The organism is Actinomadura sp. NEAU-AAG7 (assembly GCF_018603865.1).
GTDB classification, from domain to species: Bacteria; Actinomycetota; Actinomycetes; order Streptosporangiales; family Streptosporangiaceae; genus Spirillospora; species Spirillospora litoris.
Window position 1 is genome coordinate 127,555 of the sequence record NZ_JAHFZY010000001.1, and the last position, 20,303, is coordinate 147,857.

A 20,303-nucleotide genomic window follows, 5' to 3' on the forward strand; every position below is an offset into this window, starting at 1 on the left:
CCCCGAATTCGCCCCCATCACCCGGAAAACGAGCAGTTTTCGCGAAATCGTCGGTAAGTGCTATAGTCTCGCCACATCGGTTACATCGGAAGGAGGAGCGTGGAGATCTCCATCGTCGACTACGCGGTGGGGGCGGCGGTCGGAACCGACCTGGTCAGCACGTCGCCCACCGTCCGGGGCGCCGCCGGGGACGCGATCCCCGGCCCGGACGAGCTGACCCGCTTCCTGGCGGAACGCGACGTCCGGCTCGACGCCGCCGGCGCCCGCGCGGACGAGGCCGACGTCTTCCAGGTGCACCTGCTGCGCCGCGAGGTGCGCGGCGTCCTGGAGACCGAGACCGAGGAGCAGGCCGTCGCGGGCGGGACCGTCCTGGCCGGACGCGCGGGCCGGGGCCCGGTGCTGCGCCGGGTCGGCGGCGCGTGGCAGTGGTTCGTCCCGACGGTTCCGGGCGCGCCCCTCGCCGACGAGTTGGCCGCGCTGATCGGGATCGGGCTGCTCGGCACCGTCAGGACCCTCGGCCACGAGCGGTTCCGCGCCTGCGCCGCGCCGGACTGCCGGGGCGTGTTCGCCGACACCAGCCGCGCCGGGCGCCGCCGCTACTGCATGCCCGACCTGTGCGGGAACCGGCTGAACGTCGCCAACCACCGGGCCCGCCGCCAGGCCGGGAGCGACCCGATGGGCGCGGTCCGATGAGCGCGGCCCGATGAGCGCGCTGACCGGCGCGCTCCGGCTCCCCGACGGCTCCTGGGTGCGCGGCCGCGGCCTGCGCGATCCGGCACCGGACGGCCCGCCGCCGGACTTCGGCCTCTACCTCGGCTCGGGCCGCCTGCGCCGCCGCCACGAGGACGCGCTGAACTGGCCGCACGAGTGGATCGAATGGCCCGACTTCCTGCTGCCGCGCGATTCGGAGCTGGCCGTCCGCCGCGTCCGCGACCTGCACGGACGCGCCCGCTCCGGGGACGCGGTCGAGGTCGCCTGCGGGGGCGGCGTCGGCCGCACCGGCACGGTCATCGCGTGCCTGGCCGTGCTGTCGGGCCTGCCCCCGCAGGAGGCCGTCGCCTGGACGCGCGAACACCATCACCGCCGCGCCGTCGAGACCCCCTGGCAACGCCGCTGGGTCGCCCGATTTCCCGCCTGACGGTCGCCGCTCCCGAGGGGTGAATTCGGCTCCAACGGAAATGGCCGCCGGGTGCCATTGATTGCGGCGCCCTCGAAAGGCGCCGGGGCACCCTCCGCAACGACCTCGACCGTCACGCGGGCGCGTTGGCTGATCGGTGGGGCGCGGCCGGAAGCGAGCCCCACGGGGAAGATCGCGACGCGATGCCGCACCGGCCGAGGCGCGGCCACGGCACGGGACGCCAGGCGATGAACACGGGCGTGGCTAACGAACGCCGTTCAGGAGGGCGGCGAGGACGGCGGCCTGGCTGCGCTCCGCGTCCTTCGTGGCGGTGAGGAGCGTCAGCGTCCCCTCGTCCGCGAGGGCGCGGAGCCGGTCGAGGGCGGCGGCGCGGGACGGGTCGTCCAGCTCGGCCTCGTAGCGGCGGCGGAACTCCGCGAACCGCTCGGGGTCGTGGCCGTACCACTTGCGCAGGTCGGTCGACGGCGCGACGTCCTTCTCCCAGTGGTCGAGGCGCGCGTCCTCCTTGCTCAGCCCGCGCGGCCAGACGCGGTCGACCAGCACGCGGGCGCCGTCGTCCGGCTCGGGGCGCCCGTACACGCGGCGCAGCCGCACCTCGGTCATCGTGCCCCCTATTTCTCGTACGCGGGACGGGCGTGCTTGGCGGGACGTCTCGCCGGACGGTTCTCGGCGGCGGTGCGGCGGGCGAACTCGCCGGCGAGCGCGCGGCCGAGGACCTCGTCGTCGGGATGGTGTTTCTCAAGGTACTCCAGGGCCTCGGCGAGTTCTCCCGTGGTGAGCCCGCCCGGCGGTTTCAGCGCCCAGGGAGGATGCCCGTCCTGCGGCCGTGGATTCACGACGTCCAGCCTTTCTCGGGGTGTTTTCCGCGCGGCGGCGGGTAATGGATTGGCCGGTTCCCCTAGGATCGCCGCGTGCATTGGTGGAGCCAGCAGGCGTGCGAGGCGGCAGCGGAGGCGCAGGCGGCCGATCCGTCCCCGGTCAATCTCATGGCGGCCGCCCAGGTCCAGGCGCTGGTGTCGATGGCCGAGGCGCTGCACCGCATCGCGGCGGCCCTTGAGGAAAGGGACGAGAGCGCTCCCCCTTTGATCACCCGTCCGAAATCGTGAGGCGATGAAATGACCGGTGCGCCGAGGCGGCGCACCGGTATTCCACGTGTGCTCAGGCGTCGCTGAAACTCCTGCGCTCGCTCCGCCCGCCGGCGAGGCGGGACGTCTTGGGCCCGGATACGGACCCGGGTGCGGACCCGAGGGGCCGCCGCGGCCCCGGAACGGGCTCGGCGGGCTTCTCGGCCGGGGCCGGGAGCCGCTCGGCGGCGGGCGCGGCGGGGCGCGGTTCCTCGCGCGGCTCCTCACGCGGTTCCTCGCGCGGTTCCGCGCGTGGGCGGTCCCGCAGGCGGCGGGCGGCCTGGAGCAGGGCGCGCTCGCCGACCAGCCGGGTCAGCTCCAGGCCCCAGCAGTCCAGCTTGTCGGCGTCGGTGAGGTCGTCGCGGTGGCCGAGGTCGGCGGCCAGGCCGCCGAGCCGCTCCGCCTCGGCGAGGTCGAACTCGCGCATGAGGTGGCAGCACAGCTCGGCGAGCGCCGCGTGGTCGCGCTCGAACGACAGGCCCGACAGGTCGTTGCGCGAGAGCCTGCTGAGCGCGCGCTTGCGCTCCAACTCGCCGTCGGCGAGCCGGAGCACGCCGTTGAGCAGGGCGACCGGCCCGGCGCCGACCGCGCCGCTCTGGGCGGGGGTGAACGCCATGCGCAGCAGCGCCGCCGAGCCGATCCCCGCGGCCAGCACGCGGACGACCACGAGGCTCGCCTGCGGCATCGTCGGCGGCAGGCCGAACCGCCAGCCCGCCGCGGTCACCGCGATCAGCGCGAGCACCGACGCGCCGGTGTTGATGAAGACGAACAGCAGGCCGCCCGGCGACGCCAGCGCCGCGACGGGCTTGTCGCGGTAGCGCGCGAGGAGCTCGGCGACCCCGATCGCGCCGCCGATCAGGGCGGCGAGCAACATCTCGATGATCATGATTTCCGTTCTAGGCGCTGCGGGCGGGACGCCGTGCGAAGGGGGACTCCTCGGCCCGGCCGCGCGGCGCGAGCATGGCGGGGCGCTGCCGTCCCTTCGCGGGGGGCCGCCGGACGTCGAGTTCGGCGCGCTCGACCTCAAGGAAGGCCAGCAGCCATTCCGCCGGGCCGGCGGCGAGGCCGCGATGCGTGCGCAGCCCCCGCTCGCGGGCGCCGAGAAAGGTGAGCAGCCAGCCCGCCGGGCCGCGCGCCACGGCTCCGATTCGTGAATCCATGGGGACGACCATTGCGCAGCGCGCGGGTCAAGTCGATGTTCGCCGCGTCAAGTTTTCAGAGATCGACAACGGATTCCGACAGTCCGCCGATACCAGCCCAAGCCCGGAAGGAAAGTCAACCGGTCGGGCAGGTCCCCCGGTAGACCGTGAGCGGGCCCCGCGGTTTCGGCGGCGGGCACAGGAAGCGGTCATAGCGGGAGTCGTTGTCGACGAACCGCTTCATCCACGAGATGACGTATTTGGCGATGGTGGCGTTCGGCGACATGAACGTCAGATGACCGGCGCCCCTGAGCACCAGGTACGCCTTTTCGGGGGCCGCGGTGAGCCGGTTGTAGTACGCCTCGGACATTAACGCCGTCGGCGCGATCACATCGCGCTGCGCGCCAATGATCATTGTGGGCACGACGACCCCGCCCCAGTCGTAGTCGGGGTTCCACGGCGCGAGCGGGACGGCGGCCTTCAGTCCGGGCCGCTGCCGCGCCGCCTCCAGCGTGCCGCCGCCGCCCATGGAGTGCCCCATCACCGCGGTGCGGGACGGGTCGACGCGGCCCCGCACCACGCTCCTGGCGGTGAGGTAGTCGAGCGCCGCGACGATCTGCCGCCCGCGCAGCAGCGGGACGTCGAACAGCGTGTTGGTCTCCAGCATCATGACGACGAAGCCCTGGGAGGCCAGGCGCGGCCCGTACCAGTCGATCCAGGTGTGCGGGGACGCGAAGCCGGGCGACATGACGATGGCGCCGAACGTGCCGCGGCCCGTGTCGGTCGGCGCGTAGATCGTGCCCTTGTTGAAGCCGGGCCCGCTGCCCGCGGGCACCTCGATCTTCTCGAAGGCGAACGGGCCGCGTTCGGCGGTCACGCTCTTCTCCGACGGCGCGGGGCCGCGCTCGAACGAGCGCGGGACCTGCGCCGTGGGGGCCGGACGGTCGTTCGGCGCGGCCGTGGCCTTCGGGGCCGGAGCGGCGGGAGCAGTGGGAGTGCTGCCGGAACACGCGGCGAGGACGGCCGCCGCGGTGAGCGCCGTGAGCGCGTTTACGGAATTCTGGTTCATTGGGGGGAATGCCCTTCATTGACCGATTCCGTCAAGGGGAGAGGGAATCGAGGTTCTCCAGCATTCATGCCCCGGAAAGACGGAGGGGCCACTCCCCCCAAGAAGTGACCCCTCTACCCCCCGTTCCGCCGGGTCGGCCGCGGGCCCTCTGCCGTGGCCTGCCGCTCCCCCCGAAGCGGCCCGCTCCCTCAGGGAGCGGCCGCGCCGTTCATCCGGCGGACGAGACGAACGTAGCGAGCCCGCCACGACCGGATCGAGCGTTCCCGGGCCCGCGTCGGTGAGCGGTTCACGGTGTGCGACGAACGGAACACGGTGTGCGTCCGACCCGCCGCCCGGCTCGGCGGCGCGCGACGTCCGGCTCATACCGTCCGGCACATGTAAGCGCTGTGTAAGCGGCCCGCCGTACCGTTCTGGTACGGACGTGCGGGGCGTGTCGGGCCGTAGGGGGGTGGGCCCGAACCGCGCCCCGCGCCTCCTCCGGGCCGGCGGGCGGGGCCACGGATACCGGCGGTGTCGCCGAAGGTGGAAAAATCTCTGGTGTCGCGGTCGCCGAGTGTGCGCCGGGCTGGAGGAGAGCGGTCATGGCGGGGCGGGTGCGGGCGATCACGTTGGTCGGGACTCCGGTCCTCCACCAGGCGTGCCGCCCGGTGGAGGAGTTCGACGCGGCGCTGGCGGAGCTGGCCGACGACATGTTCGCGAGCATGTACGCGGCGAAGGGCGTGGGGCTGGCCGGGAACCAGATCGGGGTCGATCTGCGGATCTTCGTCTACGACTGCCCCGACAAGGAGGACGTGGCGCACAGGGGCGTCGTGGTCAACCCCGTCCTGGAGCTTCCCCCGCTGGACGAGCGGCACCTGGACGACAGCGACGAGGGCTGCCTGTCGGTGCCCGGCCCGTATGCGAAGCTGGCCCGCCCCGACCGCGCGACCGTGCACGGCTTCGACCTGAAGGGCGACCCGGTCACGGTGGAGGGGACGGGGCTGCTGGCCCGCTGCCTCCAGCACGAGACCGACCACCTGGAGGGCAAGGTCTACATCGACCGGCTGTCCACGCGCTCGCGCAAGAAGGTGCTGAAGGAGTACGAGCGCCTCCGCGCCGAAGCGGCCGAGGCGGCCGAAGCCGCCCAGGCGGCCGAAGCGGCGGAGGCCGAGGCGTCAGCCGCGCCAGACGGGCAGTAGCAGCGACGACGGGTGGTCGGCGTCCCGGTGCACCTCGAACCGGACGCGCCTGGACGCGACGGCCCGCCCCGCCGGCTCTCCCCTGCCGTGGTTGCGCGCGAAGCGGGGGAACGCGCCGCCCGCGAGCAGCACGCGGAGCCGGTGCCCGCGCCGGAACCGGTACGCGGTCGGGCGCATCTCGACCTCGGCGCGCACGATGCCCGGCGCGCCGATCCGCAGCACGCCGTCGGTCACGTTGCGGGAGACGCCGCGCGGGTCGACGTCGCTGAGCCGGACGAACAGGTCCCCGTGCCCGGTGCTCGTGCGGACGTGGATCACCGCCGACACCGGCCCGATCAGGTCGAGGTCGCGGTCGAGGACGGCGCCGGTGAGCAGGGCCACGTCGCCGCGCCGCTCCAGGCGGGTGTTGTCGCGCTGCCCGCCGCGTCCGGGCGCGAGGAGCGGGCCGCCGACGCTGGGCGTGGGGTCGAGGGCGTCGTAGGTGAACGCGAGGGGCTCGGCGCCGGACGCGTCGCCGTCCCAGGTCAGGACGTGCGACAGGTGCAGCGGGGTCGGCTCGGTCCCCGGCGGCGGCCAGCGCTCGACGTCCAGCCAGCGTCCCGCGCCCTGGAGGTGCAGCCGGACGGGCGCGCGGCGCGGCGCGGCGGCGTCGCCGTGCAGGTGCGCGTCCAGCCAGGAGACCTGGTCGAGCAGGACGGCGCGCAGGGCCTTCAGGTCGTGCCCCCAGGGCCCGATCGTGATCCGGGGCTGCCGTCCGGCGTCCTGCAGCGCCTCGAAGTCGCGGAGTTGGCCGCGCAGGAACAGGTCCCACCAGCCCGTGACCATGCTGGCGGGGGCGGTCGTCGCGGCGACGGCCGCGCTGTGGTCGGTCGCGTCCCAGAACTCGCGGCGCTCGGCGTTCGCGGTGACCTCGCGGAAGAACGGCTCGGGCCGTCCGATCGCGGCGGTGTCGGCCTCGCCGACCGGGAGGTGCCGCATCGCGCGCCTGACCCGCCGCGCGTGCGTCAGCGGCCGCCCGTCGCGCGTGCCCATCAGCGACGACCACACGAGCGTGTTGTGCAGGGAGAGCGCGCCGCCCGGATAGAACGAGCCGACCATCTCCGAGGCGGTGACGCCGAGGCCCATCGCGGCCAGCGGCGGGTCGGCGTACGGCGCGAGCGCCCACTGCGCGAAGCCGAGGTAGCTGGCCCCGGCCGTCGCGACCCGTCCGTCGCACCAGGGCTGGGCGCGCAGCCAGGCGAGGGTGGCGAGGCCGTCGGCGCGCTCGTCGTGGAAGGCGCGGAAGTCGCCGCCGGAGCCGCCCGTCCCGCGCACGTCCTGCACGACGACCTGGAAGCCGCGCCGGGCGAGCACGCCGACGAGCACCCGCACCAGCGCCTGCCTGCGGCCGTAGGGGGTGCGCACGAGGACGGCGGGCAGCGGGCCCGCGCCGCGCGGACGGTGCAGGTCGGCGAGCAGGTCGACGCCGTCGGCCATCGGCACCCTCAGGTCGCGCGCCACGCCGACCGCGACCGCGCCCGCGGATGACGTTGCGGACGTCGATGCCGCGGGTAGACCGAGGATCCGTTCGGTGAGGCGGCCCAAAACGGTCATCAATTCCTCCACGTCCGGTATCTCCCCAACGTTAGGCTGCCTAGCGTGATCTCGGTGCTGGACGCTCCCTCCAACCTCGGGCTACGACCGCCGCGCGACGGCCACGAGCCGGGCGTGCGCGGTCTCGCGGACGCGCTCCGCGGCCACGGGATCGCCGACCGTGTCGGCGCGGACGACGCCGGACGCGTCGAGCCGCCGCCGTACGTCTTCGGCCCCGACACCGCCACCGGCTACCTGAACGGCCCCGGCCTCGCCGCGTACTCGCCGCTGCTCGCGGAGCGGATCGGCGCGCTGCTGGACGAGGGCCGGTTCCCGCTCGTGCTCGGCGGCGACTGCTCGATCCTGCTCGGCCCGATGCTGGCGCTGCGGACGCGCGGCACCTACGGCCTCGCCCACCTGGACGGGCACGACGACTACTCGCCCCGCCTCGACCCCGCCGCGCACGCCGGCCGGCTCACCGCCGGGGGGCTCGCGCTCGGCCTGGTCACCGGCCACGGCCCGGACGCGCTCACCGACCAGGGCGGGCTGCGCCCCTACGTCGTCGAGGAGCACGTCGCGCACATCGGCGTCCAGCGCGAGCCGGAGGACTTCGAGGACTCCGACCTGGAGGCGTTCGAGACCTCGCGGATCCGCCGGTTCCCGATCGAGTACATCCGCGAGCACAGCGCGGACGCGGCGGGGCGGGAGGCCCGCGCGTACCTGGAGGCCGCGCCGATCGACGGTTTCTGGATCCACCTCGACGCCGACATCCTCGACCGGTCCGTCATGCCCGCCGTCGACTCGCCGAACCCGGACGGGCTGTCGTTCGCAGAGCTGACCTCCGTGCTCACCGCGCTCCTGTCGAGCCCCCGCGCGGTCGGGCTGCACGTCGCCATCTACGACCCCGAACGCGACCCGGACGGATCGGCGGGCGCGGCGCTCACCACGGCGCTCACCACCGCCGTCGCCGCCGCGGCCGGCTAGGCCGGGCGCGGTGTCGCACGACGTCAACCTCGTCTCCAGCGCGCCGATCCCGTCCGGAGAGATCCGCGACCTGGTCGTCTCGCTCGGCGGGGTCCACCAGCCCTCGGTGACCGAGCCCGACGTCGCCGTCCTGCAACGCGGGAACGGGTCCGTGCTGGTCTACCCGTTCCCGCCGGACGAGCCGATCCGCGCCGCCGCGCTGCGCGAGGAGTGCGCGCGGGCGCTCGGCGCGCCGCCGCGCACGCGGATCATGATGGAGGTGCACGCGGGCCGCGACAGCGAGTGGCTCGCCGCCGAGATCGTGCTGGCCGCCGCCGACCGCTGGCCGCTCGCGGTGTGCGACTTCGGGGAGGCGGTGATCACCGTCGCCGAGTTCCACCGCCGCCTCGCGCGGCGCCGCACCGACTTCTTCCAGCCCGAGGGCCGCTTGCACGCCTCGCCCGCCGGGCAGCGGCGCGGCCGGGTCCGCCGGGCGACGCTGCTGCTGCCCGGCGCGGTCTCCCCGGACCGGTTCGCCCGGCTCGTCCGGTCCGCCGGGGCGCGGTCCGGCCCCGGCGACGACACCGACGCGGTGCTGGAGCGCGGCGGCGCCTGGGTGTGGATGCGCCTCCAGCCGCCGGGCGCCGCGCCGGTCGAGCCGTCCGCGCTCCTCGCGCACCGCGCCCTCCTCGGCGAGCCGCCCTACACCCCGGTCGCCCTGGAGATCTTCGACGGGACCGAGTCGCAGCTGCTCACCGCCGAGCTGGTCGACGCGGTCGCCGCGCACTGGCCGCTGCTGGTGCTCGGCGGATCCGGCCAGATCATGACGCCGGACGACGTGCGCGGCCGGGTCGCGATGGGCGCCGCGAACGTCTTCGACCCCTGACGCGGGCGTCTTCGACCGCTGAGCCGCTCAGGCGACGGGCTCGTCGGCGAGGTAGGGCGGGGCGGGCTCGTACTGGATGTAGCGCCGGACGGCCCGCGCGTGGTCGCGGCCGTGGATGCGCCCGACCAGCCACAGCGCCATGTCGATGCCCGCCGACACGCCCTGGCTCGTGACCAGGTTCCCGTCCACGACGTAGCGGGCGTCGCGGACGACGGTCACGCCGCCGGACGCCTCCAGCAGGTCCTCCGAGCCCCAGTGCGTCGCGACGCGCCGCCCCTTGGCGACGCCCGCCGCGTGGAGCAGGAACGAGCCGGTGCACACGCTGGTCACCCAGTCGACGTCCGCGGCCGTCCGGCCGATCCAGCCGGTCACGGTCTCGTTGTGCGGCTGGACCTCGCGGGCGCCGTAGCCGCCGGGGACGAGCAGCACGTCCAGGTCGGGGTGGTCGTCCAGGGTGTGGTCGGCCAGCACGCGCATGCCCTTGGCGCACCGGACCGGGCCGGTCGTCTCGGCGATGAGCACGGCCCGGTCGCCCTCGTCGCGCACCATCGCCGACGCCGTGAACACCTCCCACGGGCCGACGAAGTCCAGCTCCTCGGCCTTGTCGAAGATCAGCAGTCCGTACGTGGTCATGAGAACTCCCTCGCTCCCCGGAATCGGTCCCTGTAGTCCGACGGGGCGACGCCGACCCGCCGGTGGAAGGCGCGGCGCAGCGTCTCGCCCGTCCCGAAGCCGAGGCGGCGCGCCAGCGCCTCGACCGGTTCGTCGCCCTCGGCCAGCGCCCGCCGCGCCGCCTCGACCCGCACCCGCTCGACGTAGGCGGCGGGCGGGACGCCGAGTTCGGCGGTGAAGCGGCGTTGCAGGTGCCGCGCGCTCAGCCCGCAGCGCTCGGCGAGGTCGGCGATGGCGTGCCGGGCGCCGGGGTCGGCCTGGATCGAGGTCACCGCCGTCCGGACCGGGTCGGAGGCGGGCTGCGCCGACCACAGCGGCACGCTGAACTGCGACTGGCTGCCCGGACGCCGCAGGAACAGCACCAGCTCGCGGGCCACGGCGTGCGCGACCTCGCGTCCGTGGTCGTCCTCGACCAGGGCGAGCGCGAGGTCCATCCCGGCCGTGACCCCGGCGGAGGTCCAGAACCGCCCGTCCCGGACGAAGATCGGGTCGCAGTCGACGTCCAGGCCGGGGAACTCGCGCCTGAGCTGCGTCTCGCGGCTCCAGTGCGTGGTGACGCGGCGCCCGTCCAGCAGCCCGGCGGCGGCCAGCAGCAGGACGCCGCTGCACACCGACGCGACGCGCCGCGCGGACCGCGCGGCCGCGCCGATCCAGGCGAGCAGCGCCGCGTCCTCCCGGGCGCCGTCCACCCCGACCCCGCCGATGATCATCAAGGTGTCCACGAGGTCGGGACGCAGGTCCGCGATGCCGTACGCGGCCTCGACGGCGAGACCGCTGTTGGTGCGGACGAGGCCCGCCTCGGCCGCCACCACCCGGCATTCGTACCGCCCGGTAGTCTGGAACACCTCGTGCGGCCCGGTCAGGTCGAGCGCCTGGAACCCCTCGTAGATCACGAACGCGACGCGCTGCATGGCCTCCAGGCTCGCCGCTCGCCGCGCATGGCGTCAACGACCCCTACCCCACGGATCGCGCCATCACCTGGTGACGGTCTCGCACACCGCCTCACTCGCCCGGCTCTCGCCCTGCTGGACGGGCACACCGCCGCCGGAGGTCCGGACGCTCGTGAAGTTCGCGCCGATCACCAGGTCGAGCGTGCCCGGGGCCGGCACGCGCACGGTCCGCGCACCCGGGACGAGCCTGGCCAGCGCCGCCGCCCGCGCCCGGACGTCCGGCGCGTAGCGGATGACCGTCACCCGCGCCGGCCGCGCGAGGTTGCCGACCCCGGTGACCTGCCAGCCGCCGTCCTTGAGCTGGGCCGCCACCTGCGCGGCCCGCCCCTCGACGCCGGAGGCGTTGAGCACCCGCACCTTCCCGGGCGGCACGCGCGGCGCCCTGGTGGGCGGGGGCAGCGCCTGGTCCTTGCGGATCGCGGTGAAGAACGCGTCGGACGCGGGATGCGCGAGCGCCACCCGGTTCTTGTCCGGCGCGTACTCGCCGGACGGCACGGTGACGAACCGCAGCTTCCCGGCGCTCAGGTCCCGCATCCCCTGCGCGATCTTCAGCATCTCGCCGACGGTCAGCGCGCGGTCGGTCGTGAGCGACTTCGCGGTGGCCTGGAGCAGGGCGTTCATCCGGCCCGGATCGGTGAGGACGCCGCCGCTCATCGCCTCCTTCGCCAGCGCGCCGAAGAAGTGCTGCTGCCGCTTGATCCGCTGGATGTCGCTGTGGTCGCCGAACCCCTTGCGGCTGCGGACGTAGGCGAGCGCGTCCTCACCCTTCAGCCGGTGCCGCCCCTTCGTCAGGTTCAGCCCCGAGTCCTTGTCGTGGACGTCGCCGGTCACGCACACCGGCACCCCGCCGACCGCCGTCGCGATGTTCTTGAACCCCGTGAAGTCGACCTGCACGAAATGGTCGATATGGATCTTGGTGACCTGCTCGATCGTGTTGACCGTGCAGGTCGGCCCGGCCCGCGCGATCGCCTCGTTCAGCATGGCGACGGTGCTGGCGGGCGCCTTCGTCCCGTCCTTGCGCGTGCACGCCGGGATCGGCACCATCAGGTCGCGCGGGAAGCTGACCGCGAGCGCCTGCCCGCCGCCCGGCGACAGGTGCAGCAGCAGCATCGTGTCGGACGCGGGCGGCTTGTGCCGCAGGCCCCGCCCGTACCGGGCGTTCGCGCCCTCGCGCGTGTCCGACCCGAGGACGAGGATGTCGCGGGCGGCGTTGAGCTTCTTCGGCCGGTTCCCGCCGATCAGCTTGTCGACGTCCTCGTGCTCGACCGCGCTCTGGAGCTTCCAGTAGTACCCGTACGCCGACAGGCTCGCGGTGACGACCACCACGGCCATCCCCACGGCCGCCCAGGCCAGGAGCCTCACCGCCGCGCCGCGATCGCCTTGGCGAGCCTGCCGCGCTGCAGGACGAGCGCGGGCGGCGGCTCGTGTTCCAACCCGCGCCCGAGGGCGCGCAGCGCCGCCAGAATGTCCATGGGCCCTCCCGATGCTTTCCGCCGTGTCCTCGAACGTTTCTCCACTCCCGCCGTTCCGGGTTCACGGAAATCGGACTTGACATCGCCGGGCGGCTGTTCCATGCTCTGACGCATGGAGCTCTGATCCCCCACCTCGGTTGAGCCGCCCTCAGGGCCGCTCCCACCTCTCAGTACCGCAGACACACCCTGACCTCGCGTTCAGGGCGTCCTCGCGTCTTTTCTTTGCCTTTTCGCGGCCTTTTCATGGCCGAATTCACGTATGCCCGGAGGTGGTTTACTCATGCGCGCCATGAACAACCCTGAATCCGACCCCTTCGCCAAATTCAGGAAGAAGGGGAAGCAGAAGAACCACGATTTCCGCGCCGCCGGTCTCGCCGGCGGTCGGCGCAACGCCCGGCAGATGCCCACCCGGCAGCTCAACCGGGGCCGCTGACCGGCCCCCGGCCCCGGCCCTCCCCGGCCGGGGCCGGGGCCTCCCCGCTGCGGACGGGGAACTCCGCCCAGACGACGGTGCGGGTGCCGTCCATCCGGAACCCCCACCGCTCCGCCAGGACCGCGACGATCCGCAGCCCGCGCCCCGTCTCCGCGCCGGCCTCCTCCCTCACCCGGGGGAGCGCGCCGTCCGCGCCGTCGTCGGCGACCTCAAGCCGGTACCGTCCCGCGGCCTCCGCGAGCACCACCCGCACGTGACCGTCCCGCCGTCCCGACGCCGTGTGCGTGACCGCGTTCGCGACCATCTCGCTCACCACGGTCACCAGGTCGTCCAGATCCTCGAAACCGGCCGCGAGCTCCCGGACGAAACCCCGCGCGACCCCGACCGAGCGCCGCGTCCCCGGCAGCGTGACCTCACCGAGCACCCCGCCCACCGCACCTCCCCGCCGTCCGGTTCGTCCGGCGGGTCGCGACGCGTCCTCGACACCCACGGCGACGGCCCCCCTCCGCTCCGGAAAGTCACCCGTCACCCAGGCTGTACGGCCGGTCCCCGCCCGCCGTTCAGGATGCGCGAACGTTTCCGCACATCACACCGCCCGTACACCGCCCCGACCACGCTCCGCCCCCGGACGGGACGCGGCGCCGGTCATGTGCGGGAGGAAGACCACGTCGCGGGGTTCCTCGATCCGCACCGGGACGTCGTACTCGAAGCCGAGCCGCTCCTTGCCGTCGACCAACGCGAACGGCCGCGCGTCCCCCGACGCCGCCATGTACATCGTCTTGCCGGGCGAGTCCTTGAAGCCGATGGCGCGGGCGGGCCGGCCGCCGAGCGTGGTCACCGTCCCGGGCGGGTTCATGCCGCCGAACGCCAGGACCAGCAGCGCGTCCAGCCCGACCAGCTTGTCGACGAACTGCCCTCCGGAGGCGTTGAGCGCCCCCCAGCGGTCGCCGACCCGCGCCGCGAGCCCCTTCGTCTTCGACTCGTTCTCAAGCAGCTTCCACACCGCCGGGCTCTTGAGATACGCCTTCTCGCCCACCTGGACGAACTCGATCCGGCCGAGCTCGAAGACCTTCGCGTCGACCTGCCTGTCCGCCCCCTGCATCCGGATGTCGATCCGGGAGACGCCCCCGCCGCTGTCCTTCCAGGTGCCGGACGCGTGCACGGCACGCGCCTTCTTGAACGCCGCCGAGATCCGGTTGGCCAGCTCGCCGCCGTCGGTGGCGGGGGCCTCGGTCACCGCGGGCTTGCCCTTCCCCTCCGAATCCTTCGCTCCCCCCAGCTCACAGCCGGTCAGGGCCAGCGCGCACGCGACGACCACCGCCGAACCCGTCCGAAATCCCACCGATACTCCTCAACCCGACGCCGGGACCGGCCCCTCGGCCGACCACCCGACATCCTCCAACCCGCCACGGCGCGCCACGGACGAAAGGACCATTCGCCCGCCCGCCCACCGGGCAGGCGGTCCCCCTACCTCGTATCTCGCGGCTTTATCTGGGGACGGCCACTAGTGGCCGCCCGCGTCCGGGCCGTGTACTCCGGTCGCGCGGTCACAGGAACCGGGGGTGCGTCGTCGCTCTGGTGACGGAAGGAAGAGATATGAAGATCGCAGTGGTGGGAGCGACCGGGATGGTCGGCCGTCATGTCGTCGAGATCCTGGAGACCGGCGGCCACGACGTCGTCGCGGTGTCCCGGTCCGCCGGGGTGGACGTGATCACCGGGGACGGCCTCGACGCCGCCCTGAGCGGCGTGGAGTGCGTCATCGAGGTCAGCAACGCGGGGACCATCGACCAGGCGGCGGCGACGGAGTTCTTCACGACCGCCGTGCGGAACCTGATGGAGGCGGGGCGGCGGGCGGGCGTGCGCCGGATGGTCGTGCTGTCCATCCTCGCCGTCGACCGGTTCTCGGGCGGCTACATGGCGGCCAAGGCCGAGCAGGAGCGGGTCGCGCTGGCGGGGCCGATCCCCGTGCGCATCCTGAGGGCGGCGCAGTTCCACGAGTTCGCCGCGCAGAACCTCGAATGGGGACGGCAGGGGGACGTGAGCCACGTCCCGTCCACCCGCGTCCAGCCGGTCGCCGCGCGGACGGTGGCCGAGGCGCTCGCCGACCTGGCCACGGCGCCCGGCACCGAGGACGCCCCGCCGATCTCGAACATCGCGGGACCGCGCGAGGAGGACCTGGTCGACATGGCCGCCCGGCTCGCGGCGCGGCGCGGCGACCCGCCGCGCGTCGAGGGCGTCGAGCGGCCGGGCGACCCCGACTTCGAGCTGGTGAGGTCCGGCGTGCTGCTCGCCGGCCCGGACACCGTCCTCGCGGGCCCGACGTTCGAGGAGTGGCTCACCACCGCCCGCTGACCGGCCGCGCGGCGCGGTGCCCGCCCACCGCGCCGCGCGCCCCGGCCTCAACCCGACGCGCGCCTCTCGACGCCGAGCGTCAGCTCCGCGTCCAGATCCTCCAGGTTCCACTTCCCTTCCCGCTGGACGTGGTTGGTGATCCAGAAGACCATCGTCTTCCGTCGGGGGAAGCGGGCGAAGTCCCCGAAGGACCAGTCATTCCCGCCGGTGTGCTCAATGGCCGTCCCCGCGCTGGTATCGGTGATGCCCCAGCCGTATCCGTAGTAGTACTTGCCGCCGTTCAGCACCCCGACGTAGGCATAGGGCTTGAACATCTTCGCCTTGGCATCCGCGGACAGGATCGAGTCGCCTTCCAGCGCGCGATGCCAGCGGAACATGTCACGCGGCGTTGAGATGATGCCGCCGTTGCCGCGCAGGAACCAGTACGGACCGTCCGGCGCCCAGGGGTGCTCGTTCGGCCGCCCCCGCGGTTCGCCCTGCTCGTCGTACTCGACCGCGATCTGCCCCGGCCGCCAGCGCGGCAGCACATAGCCCGTCTGCCGCATCCCGGACGGCGCGAACAACTCCCGTGCGAGAAACCGTTCGTAACCGGCACCGGAGACCTTCTCGACGATCGCCGCGAGAACGCTGTAACCCAGGTTGGAGTAATGGAACTCGGCACCTGGAGTGGACTGGAGCCGGGATTTCAGCGCGACGCTCAGCATGCGCCCACGCGAAACCTTCTCGTAGTCGTCTCCGCCCTGCTCGTCGTCCAGCCCCGAGGTGTGCGTCAGCAGATGATGGACGGTGATCCCCCGCTTGTCAGGGGGCACCGGGCCGAGGAGGGTACTGATCGGATCGGTCACCCGCAGCCGTCCCGCCATCTCCAGCTTCATGATCGCGGCGGCGGTGAACTGCTTGGTGATCGACATGATGTCGTAGGCGGTGTCGCAGCCCGCCGGGACCGCCTTCTCGCGATCGGCGAGCCCGAAGCCCGCGCAGTGGACGAGCCGCCCGTCCCGCGCGGCGACGACCGTACCCCCGGGCCCCTTCGGGAGCGTCGCGTCCAAGAACGCGTCGATCGCAGGGCTGTGGGGCGATTCCGTATCGGCCACCCGCTGCGCGGCGACCCCGGGGGCGCCGCCGCATGCACCGGTCATGGCGACAGCGGCAACGATCACGGTCAGTCTGGATGCCTTCATGCCCCGGAACGCTACGGAGAAGGCCACGCCGGAGGCGTCCCCCGGCCGAGCCAGAATCACAGGCCAGAAGGGTCCCTCCTACAGGGGACACGCCATGGTGTAGACAGCTACACCCCCGCTCGGGCCCTGGGCCCAGTGTCGCGCCGACTCTGCTTCGGCAGTGTTGATCACGTCAGCACGAACCGACGAGGAGTCACCATGTCGCGCATCCCGGCCCTGTTCACCGCCGCCCTCGGCGCCGCACTCGCCGTCACCGCCGTCGTCCCCGCCGCGAACGCCGCCCCCAAGCCCAAGGCCCAGGCCGCGGCGGACGACCTCGTCGCCTCCGGCGTCCCCGGCGTGAACATCATGATGCGCCGGGGCGGACACGTCTCCTACGTCACCTCGGGCGTGTCCGACAAGGCGACCGGCGCCCCCATGGACCACCGGCTGATGTTCCGCGCGGCGAGCCTCACCAAGTCGTTCACCTCGACGGTCGTCCTCCAACTCGCCGCCGAGCACCGCCTCTCCCTCGACGACACGGTCGAGAAGTGGCTGCCCGGCGTCGTCCAGGGCAACGGCAACGACGGCTCGAAGATCACCCTCCGCCAGCTGCTCGCGCAGAAGACCGGCCTGAACGACTACACCCGCGACCCGCGTCTCCTGCAGGACCCCAAGCGCACCTGGACCAAGCCCGAACTCATCGCGATGGCCATGGAGCAGCCGCCGAAGTACGAGCCCGGCGAAGGCTGGAACTACTCCAACACCAACTACATCCTCGCCGACATGGTCGTCGAGAAGGCGACCGGCCGGACGCTCGGCACCGAGCTGAAGCGCCGGATCTTCAACCCCCTCAAGCTGCGGCACACCTCGTTCCCGACGTCGAGCCGCGCGTTCCCCGGCCCCTACATCCACGGCTACTGGGGCAAGTACGGCGACGTGAGCACGGAGGTCAGCCCGTCCAGCGGACGCGGCTCCGGCGGCCTCATCTCCACCGTCGACGACCTGGCCCGCTTCCACCGGGCCCTGTTCACCGGCCGGATCCTGCCCGCGCGCCAGATGCGCGAGCTGACGACCACCCGCCCCGTGATGGACGAGTGGATCGTCGAGGACTACGGCCTGGGCGTCGCCCGGACGAGGTTCTCCTGCGGCTACGGCTGGGGCCACGACGGCGGCTTCCCCGGCTACCGCACCTGGGCCTACACCAGCGCGGACGGCCGCCGCCAGGCCGTCATCACCTACAACGAGACCGAAGGCGAGGAGGGCAACCCGGCCTTCCAGGCGAAGATCAAGAAGGCCGCCGAGACGGCCTTCTGCTCCTGACCTGACATGCTGAGCGGGTGACCCGCCGTCCCCGAGCCTGGCCGATCATCGCCGCGGCGGTGGTGCTGTGCGGCGCATGCGGATCCGCGCCGTCCACCGACACCACCGCCGCCGTCCCGCCGCCGTCGATGCTGCCCAAGTCCGCGCTGTCCCCCTCGCCGCCACCCTGCCCCCCGGACGGCATCTCGATCACCTCGGACATCCCGGACGCCGCCCTGGGCCTGCGCGCGATGCGGATCAAACTGGTCAACTGCGGCACGAAGCCCTACACCTTGAACGGCTACCCGGGCCTCACCGTCCTGGACGCCTCCCGCAAGCCGGCCCCGATCAGAATCGTTCAAGGCCCCACAGAGGTAAAAGACGCAGGCCCGCACCCCCTGACGATCACCCCAGGCAAGGCAGCCGAAGCGGTGGTCGTCTGGCGAAACACGGTCGCCGACTCAGTCGACCCACCGATCAAAGGCATCTACCTCCAAATAGTTCCCGCCCCAGGCCGCCAACCCCAAACCATCCAGCCGTCAGGAACCCTGGACCTGGGCACCACAGGCACCCTGAAAACCACAGCCTGGACCCTCTCCCGCTAGCCGCGTCAATAGCGTTCGCAAATAAGGTTCCCGGATATCTCGTAACCGGGTCCGCTGGGGTTGACCCCCGTGAGCTTCCAGTCGCTCTTGCCGGTGGCGTGCGGCCTGCTGGACCTCAGGAAGGCTTCCCAGCTGAAGAAGCCGACACCGACGCTGCTCGTGCCGCGCGGGCAGGCCCAGGTGGGCCCGTCGCCGTTGAGGTAGGAACCCCGTTCTTCCTTGTACCAGTCGGCGCTGCCGTCGGAGTTCTCGATGCAGATCACGTAGAGGTCGACCTCCACGGTGTCGGAGTCGGTTCGCGCGCCCCCGGCGAAGCCGCGGATGTAGGTGCGGGACGGCTGGTACGACATATTGGCACCGGTCAGCGCCGCAGTCGGCCCCTTGGCCTCGCCTCCGACATTCACCATGTGTTCGTAATGGGGGTACGGGGGTGCGTCGTTCCAGCACTCCATTCCGACTCCATGCCTGTTGGGAACGACCCCCGAGTTCTTGATGATCCTGTAGCCGGGCGACGGGGTCGCGCACATGGCGTACCAGGTCATCTCGAACGGGGCGGTGTCCCCGTTGTCGGAGCGGGCCTTGACCAGCCACCCGGAGTCGGCGACAGGGAACGAGGCGGCCACACTATGGCCCTCGGGCAGATCGAAGCCTCCTCCCACGGGTTGCTTGCCCTCGGGGCAGTGGGCGGTCCTGGCCTCGTAGGGCGAGACCTTCCCGCTCTCTTGCACCATTTCCAGGCCGGACAAGCGATGCCGAACGGTCGCACCGGCCGGGGCGGGCGAGACACCGGCGACCGCCACGGTGAGCGCGGCCGCCATGACACGGCGGCGCGCCGGGGAGCGTCGAGACAGCAAAACGGTCTCCTTTCAGGAAGGCACCCTCCGCTGGGGCCGGGTGGGCGGTGAGCGTCTCACCGCCCACCCATGTCGCCAAGGGCCAAAATTCCCGACCTTCGCCACCATCTGAAACTCTGGCCCACCCGAGACGGTTGCGACCCTTTGACGACCACGCTGACATGCTGGACGCCCTCGAATCACCGCCGTCTCGCGACCGGTCCGAAATCACCGATGCAACGGGCCAACCGGTCCTCCGCGCTCAGCGCCCATAAGGAAGGCAGATCCCCAGACCCTTCCGGTCCCACCCCGGCATGCCGCCCCACCCTTCGGACTGTTCCAACCAGACAACAACCAAGTGCCAAATCTCATCCATTTGCAATGAATGGACAGCAAGTCCCCATTGAGCCGCAACCTTGTGATCAATAAATGGCACCTGCTAACTTTTGACTCGCGCAACAAAGATCCACGCGATCGGCCGCCCACGCCAACAAATATGTACACATAGCGGCGCATCATCGATGCTCACGACTGACCACACCGCACGAGAATGCGCTGCCACGAACCCCTCCTCGCTTCTCAACGCAAGAAAGGGAATCCATGCTGGCCCAGAGAGCCGCCCGATGGCTGACACCACTCGCCGCCGCCGCCCTGATCACCGGCGCCGCTCCCGCCGCCTCGTCCGCACCGACCCGCCCGGCACCATCAGCCCCGGCCTCCGAATCGTGGACACGCGGCTTCCCGATGTGCAGCAACCCGCCCACCGCCATCGCCAGGTGGTGGAAACGCAACGGCTGGGTGCGCAACGGAGATGTCAACAAGCAGTACCGCATGGACGAGGGCGGGCGCGTCGCCTTCATCTGGGGCGGAAGAACCTACAAGAACGTCAGTACACCGCGACTGCCGTCATACGGCACCTACAACGAGTACGACGTGCACCCGAGCAGTAGGCCGAATGCGCCGAGAGACAGCCATCGCCTCGTCCGGAGACTCAGGGGCGGCAACCTCTACTACACCGCCGACCACTACAGAAGCTTCTGCTACATAGGCGCCGGCTGGTAGGCGACCCTGATCATCTCCAAGCTAGGCCCCGACCTGTCGCCACGAAGTGGATCAAGACTCTTCAGCGACACACCGGCCTCGCCAACACGACCGGCGGACCGCTGAAGAGCCCATATCCAGCGAGCCCCACTTCCCTTCTCAGGTCTACGGCTTTACCGTGGGGCCCTCATCGCCCCCAGCAGGGTTCGCAACCTTCGCCGCGGTGGCCGGGTCGCCGAACTCATACACGTCCTCATCGCCCCCCCACAGGGTTCGCAACATTCAGCAGTGCGACGAATTCCCTTCGCATCGACCTGTCCTCATCGCCCCAGCAGGGTTCGCAACGCCTCCGGAATGGTCCCTGGCGGACGGCTGGGCGACGTCCTCATCGCCCCGAGCGGGATCGAAACTCGG

General features: G+C 72.3%; 24 protein-coding genes. 11 read left to right on the forward strand and 13 right to left on the reverse strand.

Annotated elements, in window-relative coordinates; genetic code table 11:
• The first annotated feature begins 99 nt into the window (after positions 1-99).
• Positions 100-693 (forward strand): CGNR zinc finger domain-containing protein, encoded by a 594-nt coding sequence (locus tag KLI87_RS00560; protein ID WP_214615421.1) that lies wholly within the window; start codon positions 100-102, stop codon positions 691-693.
• A 10-nt stretch (positions 694-703) separates the two neighbouring features.
• Positions 704-1,138 carry a protein-tyrosine phosphatase family protein gene (locus KLI87_RS00565; RefSeq protein WP_156217433.1) on the forward strand — a complete coding sequence of 145 codons (435 nt, stop codon included), beginning with the start codon at positions 704-706 and terminating at the stop codon, positions 1,136-1,138.
• A gap of 243 nt (positions 1,139-1,381) precedes the next feature.
• Here KLI87_RS00565 and KLI87_RS00570 read toward each other — a convergent pair whose 3' ends face one another.
• Together KLI87_RS00570 and KLI87_RS00575 are read right to left on the reverse strand one after the other, a co-directional pair.
• The gene (locus KLI87_RS00570) at positions 1,382-1,741 is read right to left on the reverse strand and encodes a DUF488 domain-containing protein (protein ID WP_214615422.1); all 360 of its coding nucleotides are present in this window, start codon (positions 1,739-1,741) and stop codon (positions 1,382-1,384) included.
• Positions 1,742-1,749: 8 nt separating this feature from the next.
• Positions 1,750-1,974, reverse strand: a complete 225-nt coding sequence (locus KLI87_RS00575) for a hypothetical protein (protein WP_214615423.1) — start codon at positions 1,972-1,974, stop codon at positions 1,750-1,752.
• 75 nt (positions 1,975-2,049) lie between these two features.
• Between KLI87_RS00575 and KLI87_RS00580 the strand changes: the two genes are divergently transcribed.
• Positions 2,050-2,244: a hypothetical protein gene (locus KLI87_RS00580; RefSeq protein WP_156217430.1), complete on the forward strand. Its 195-nt coding sequence runs from the start codon at positions 2,050-2,052 to the stop codon at positions 2,242-2,244.
• Between the two features lie 52 nt (positions 2,245-2,296).
• Here the strand turns inward: KLI87_RS00580 and KLI87_RS00585 are convergent, their stop codons facing one another.
• The 3 genes from KLI87_RS00585 to KLI87_RS00595 form a co-directional block, all read right to left on the reverse strand.
• Positions 2,297-3,148 (reverse strand): hypothetical protein, encoded by an 852-nt coding sequence (locus KLI87_RS00585; RefSeq protein WP_156217429.1) that lies wholly within the window; start codon positions 3,146-3,148, stop codon positions 2,297-2,299.
• Between the two features lie 10 nt (positions 3,149-3,158).
• Positions 3,159-3,422: a hypothetical protein gene (locus KLI87_RS00590; protein ID WP_156217428.1), complete on the reverse strand. Its 264-nt coding sequence runs from the start codon at positions 3,420-3,422 to the stop codon at positions 3,159-3,161.
• A 115-nt stretch (positions 3,423-3,537) separates the two neighbouring features.
• Entirely contained in the window at positions 3,538-4,470 is a 933-nt protein-coding gene (locus KLI87_RS00595) for a dienelactone hydrolase family protein (protein ID WP_156217427.1), read from the reverse strand.
• 581 nt (positions 4,471-5,051) lie between these two features.
• On the opposite strand from KLI87_RS00595, the gene def reads away from it, so the two are divergent.
• Entirely contained in the window at positions 5,052-5,648 is a 597-nt protein-coding gene (gene def / locus KLI87_RS00600) for a peptide deformylase (RefSeq protein WP_214615424.1), read from the forward strand.
• Here def and KLI87_RS00605 read toward each other — a convergent pair.
• Positions 5,625-7,241, reverse strand: a complete 1,617-nt coding sequence (locus KLI87_RS00605) for a CocE/NonD family hydrolase (RefSeq protein WP_214615425.1) — start codon at positions 7,239-7,241, stop codon at positions 5,625-5,627. The genes def and KLI87_RS00605 overlap by 24 nt on opposite strands.
• A gap of 45 nt (positions 7,242-7,286) precedes the next feature.
• Between KLI87_RS00605 and KLI87_RS00610 the strand changes: the two genes are divergently transcribed.
• Positions 7,287-8,204 carry an arginase family protein gene (locus KLI87_RS00610; protein WP_308165794.1) on the forward strand — a complete coding sequence of 306 codons (918 nt, stop codon included), beginning with the start codon at positions 7,287-7,289 and terminating at the stop codon, positions 8,202-8,204.
• A gap of 10 nt (positions 8,205-8,214) precedes the next feature.
• Positions 8,215-9,069 (forward strand): hypothetical protein, encoded by an 855-nt coding sequence (locus tag KLI87_RS00615; RefSeq protein WP_214615426.1) that lies wholly within the window; start codon positions 8,215-8,217, stop codon positions 9,067-9,069.
• Positions 9,070-9,096: 27 nt separating this feature from the next.
• Here KLI87_RS00615 and KLI87_RS00620 read toward each other — a convergent pair whose 3' ends face one another.
• The 3 genes from KLI87_RS00620 to KLI87_RS00630 all read right to left on the reverse strand — a co-directional run bounded on the left by KLI87_RS00620 (position 9,097) and on the right by KLI87_RS00630 (position 12,053).
• Positions 9,097-9,702, reverse strand: a complete 606-nt coding sequence (locus KLI87_RS00620; protein ID WP_156217422.1) for a DJ-1/PfpI family protein — start codon at positions 9,700-9,702, stop codon at positions 9,097-9,099.
• Positions 9,699-10,652 carry a GlxA family transcriptional regulator gene (locus KLI87_RS00625; RefSeq protein WP_156217421.1) on the reverse strand — a complete coding sequence of 318 codons (954 nt, stop codon included), beginning with the start codon at positions 10,650-10,652 and terminating at the stop codon, positions 9,699-9,701. The genes KLI87_RS00620 and KLI87_RS00625 overlap by 4 nt, the downstream gene beginning before the upstream one ends.
• Positions 10,653-10,715: 63 nt before the next feature.
• On the reverse strand, positions 10,716-12,053 hold the full coding sequence (locus KLI87_RS00630) for an LCP family protein (protein ID WP_214615427.1): 1,338 nt from the start codon (positions 12,051-12,053) through the stop codon (positions 10,716-10,718).
• 390 nt (positions 12,054-12,443) lie between these two features.
• Between KLI87_RS00630 and KLI87_RS00635 the strand changes: the two genes are divergently transcribed.
• Positions 12,444-12,596, forward strand: coding sequence for a hypothetical protein (locus KLI87_RS00635; protein ID WP_156217419.1), 153 nt, complete (start codon positions 12,444-12,446; stop codon positions 12,594-12,596).
• Here KLI87_RS00635 and KLI87_RS00640 read toward each other — a convergent pair.
• Together KLI87_RS00640 and KLI87_RS00645 are read right to left on the reverse strand one after the other, a co-directional pair.
• Positions 12,580-13,029: an ATP-binding protein gene (locus KLI87_RS00640; RefSeq protein WP_214615428.1), complete on the reverse strand. Its 450-nt coding sequence runs from the start codon at positions 13,027-13,029 to the stop codon at positions 12,580-12,582. The genes KLI87_RS00635 and KLI87_RS00640 overlap by 17 nt on opposite strands.
• A gap of 153 nt (positions 13,030-13,182) precedes the next feature.
• The gene (locus KLI87_RS00645) at positions 13,183-13,938 is read right to left on the reverse strand and encodes a hypothetical protein (protein WP_214615429.1); all 756 of its coding nucleotides are present in this window, start codon (positions 13,936-13,938) and stop codon (positions 13,183-13,185) included.
• Between the two features lie 254 nt (positions 13,939-14,192).
• Here KLI87_RS00645 and KLI87_RS00650 point away from each other — a divergent pair, with 254 nt between their 5' ends.
• A complete protein-coding gene (locus KLI87_RS00650; protein ID WP_214615430.1) occupies positions 14,193-14,948 on the forward strand; it encodes an SDR family oxidoreductase in 756 nt (251 codons plus the stop codon).
• A gap of 47 nt (positions 14,949-14,995) precedes the next feature.
• On the opposite strand, the gene KLI87_RS00655 is transcribed toward KLI87_RS00650, so the two are convergent.
• The gene (locus KLI87_RS00655; RefSeq protein WP_214615431.1) at positions 14,996-16,156 is read right to left on the reverse strand and encodes a serine hydrolase; all 1,161 of its coding nucleotides are present in this window, start codon (positions 16,154-16,156) and stop codon (positions 14,996-14,998) included.
• 171 nt (positions 16,157-16,327) lie between these two features.
• On the opposite strand from KLI87_RS00655, the gene KLI87_RS00660 reads away from it, so the two are divergent.
• A complete protein-coding gene (locus KLI87_RS00660; RefSeq protein WP_214615432.1) occupies positions 16,328-17,431 on the forward strand; it encodes a serine hydrolase in 1,104 nt (367 codons plus the stop codon).
• Positions 17,432-17,448: 17 nt separating this feature from the next.
• Entirely contained in the window at positions 17,449-18,015 is a 567-nt protein-coding gene (locus KLI87_RS00665) for a DUF4232 domain-containing protein (protein ID WP_214615433.1), read from the forward strand.
• A 5-nt stretch (positions 18,016-18,020) separates the two neighbouring features.
• Here the strand turns inward: KLI87_RS00665 and KLI87_RS00670 are convergent, their stop codons facing one another.
• Positions 18,021-18,869 carry a hypothetical protein gene (locus KLI87_RS00670; RefSeq protein ID WP_214615434.1) on the reverse strand — a complete coding sequence of 283 codons (849 nt, stop codon included), beginning with the start codon at positions 18,867-18,869 and terminating at the stop codon, positions 18,021-18,023.
• Positions 18,870-19,448: 579 nt separating this feature from the next.
• Between KLI87_RS00670 and KLI87_RS00675 the strand changes: the two genes are divergently transcribed.
• Positions 19,449-19,910, forward strand: a complete 462-nt coding sequence (locus KLI87_RS00675; RefSeq protein WP_214615435.1) for a ribonuclease domain-containing protein — start codon at positions 19,449-19,451, stop codon at positions 19,908-19,910.
• Positions 19,911-20,303: the final 393 nt, after the last annotated feature.

Excerpts from the sequence above, each read along its gene's own strand:
- KLI87_RS00565 (WP_156217433.1), top strand. The coding sequence starts at position 704 with ATGAGCGCGCTGACCGGCGCGCTCCGGCTCCCCGACGGCTCCTGGGTG.
- KLI87_RS00570 (WP_214615422.1), bottom strand. The coding sequence starts at position 1,741 with ATGACCGAGGTGCGGCTGCGCCGCGTGTACGGGCGCCCCGAGCCGGAC.
- KLI87_RS00585 (WP_156217429.1), bottom strand. The coding sequence starts at position 3,148 with ATGATCATCGAGATGTTGCTCGCCGCCCTGATCGGCGGCGCGATCGGG.
- KLI87_RS00590 (WP_156217428.1), bottom strand. The coding sequence starts at position 3,422 with ATGGATTCACGAATCGGAGCCGTGGCGCGCGGCCCGGCGGGCTGGCTG.
- KLI87_RS00595 (WP_156217427.1), bottom strand. The coding sequence starts at position 4,470 with ATGAACCAGAATTCCGTAAACGCGCTCACGGCGCTCACCGCGGCGGCC.
- def (WP_214615424.1), top strand. The coding sequence starts at position 5,052 with ATGGCGGGGCGGGTGCGGGCGATCACGTTGGTCGGGACTCCGGTCCTC.
- KLI87_RS00605 (WP_214615425.1), bottom strand. The coding sequence starts at position 7,241 with ATGACCGTTTTGGGCCGCCTCACCGAACGGATCCTCGGTCTACCCGCG.
- KLI87_RS00620 (WP_156217422.1), bottom strand. The coding sequence starts at position 9,702 with ATGACCACGTACGGACTGCTGATCTTCGACAAGGCCGAGGAGCTGGAC.
- KLI87_RS00625 (WP_156217421.1), bottom strand. The coding sequence starts at position 10,652 with ATGCAGCGCGTCGCGTTCGTGATCTACGAGGGGTTCCAGGCGCTCGAC.
- KLI87_RS00635 (WP_156217419.1), top strand. The coding sequence starts at position 12,444 with ATGCGCGCCATGAACAACCCTGAATCCGACCCCTTCGCCAAATTCAGG.
- KLI87_RS00650 (WP_214615430.1), top strand. The coding sequence starts at position 14,193 with ATGAAGATCGCAGTGGTGGGAGCGACCGGGATGGTCGGCCGTCATGTC.
- KLI87_RS00660 (WP_214615432.1), top strand. The coding sequence starts at position 16,328 with ATGTCGCGCATCCCGGCCCTGTTCACCGCCGCCCTCGGCGCCGCACTC.
- KLI87_RS00675 (WP_214615435.1), top strand. The coding sequence starts at position 19,449 with ATGCTGGCCCAGAGAGCCGCCCGATGGCTGACACCACTCGCCGCCGCC.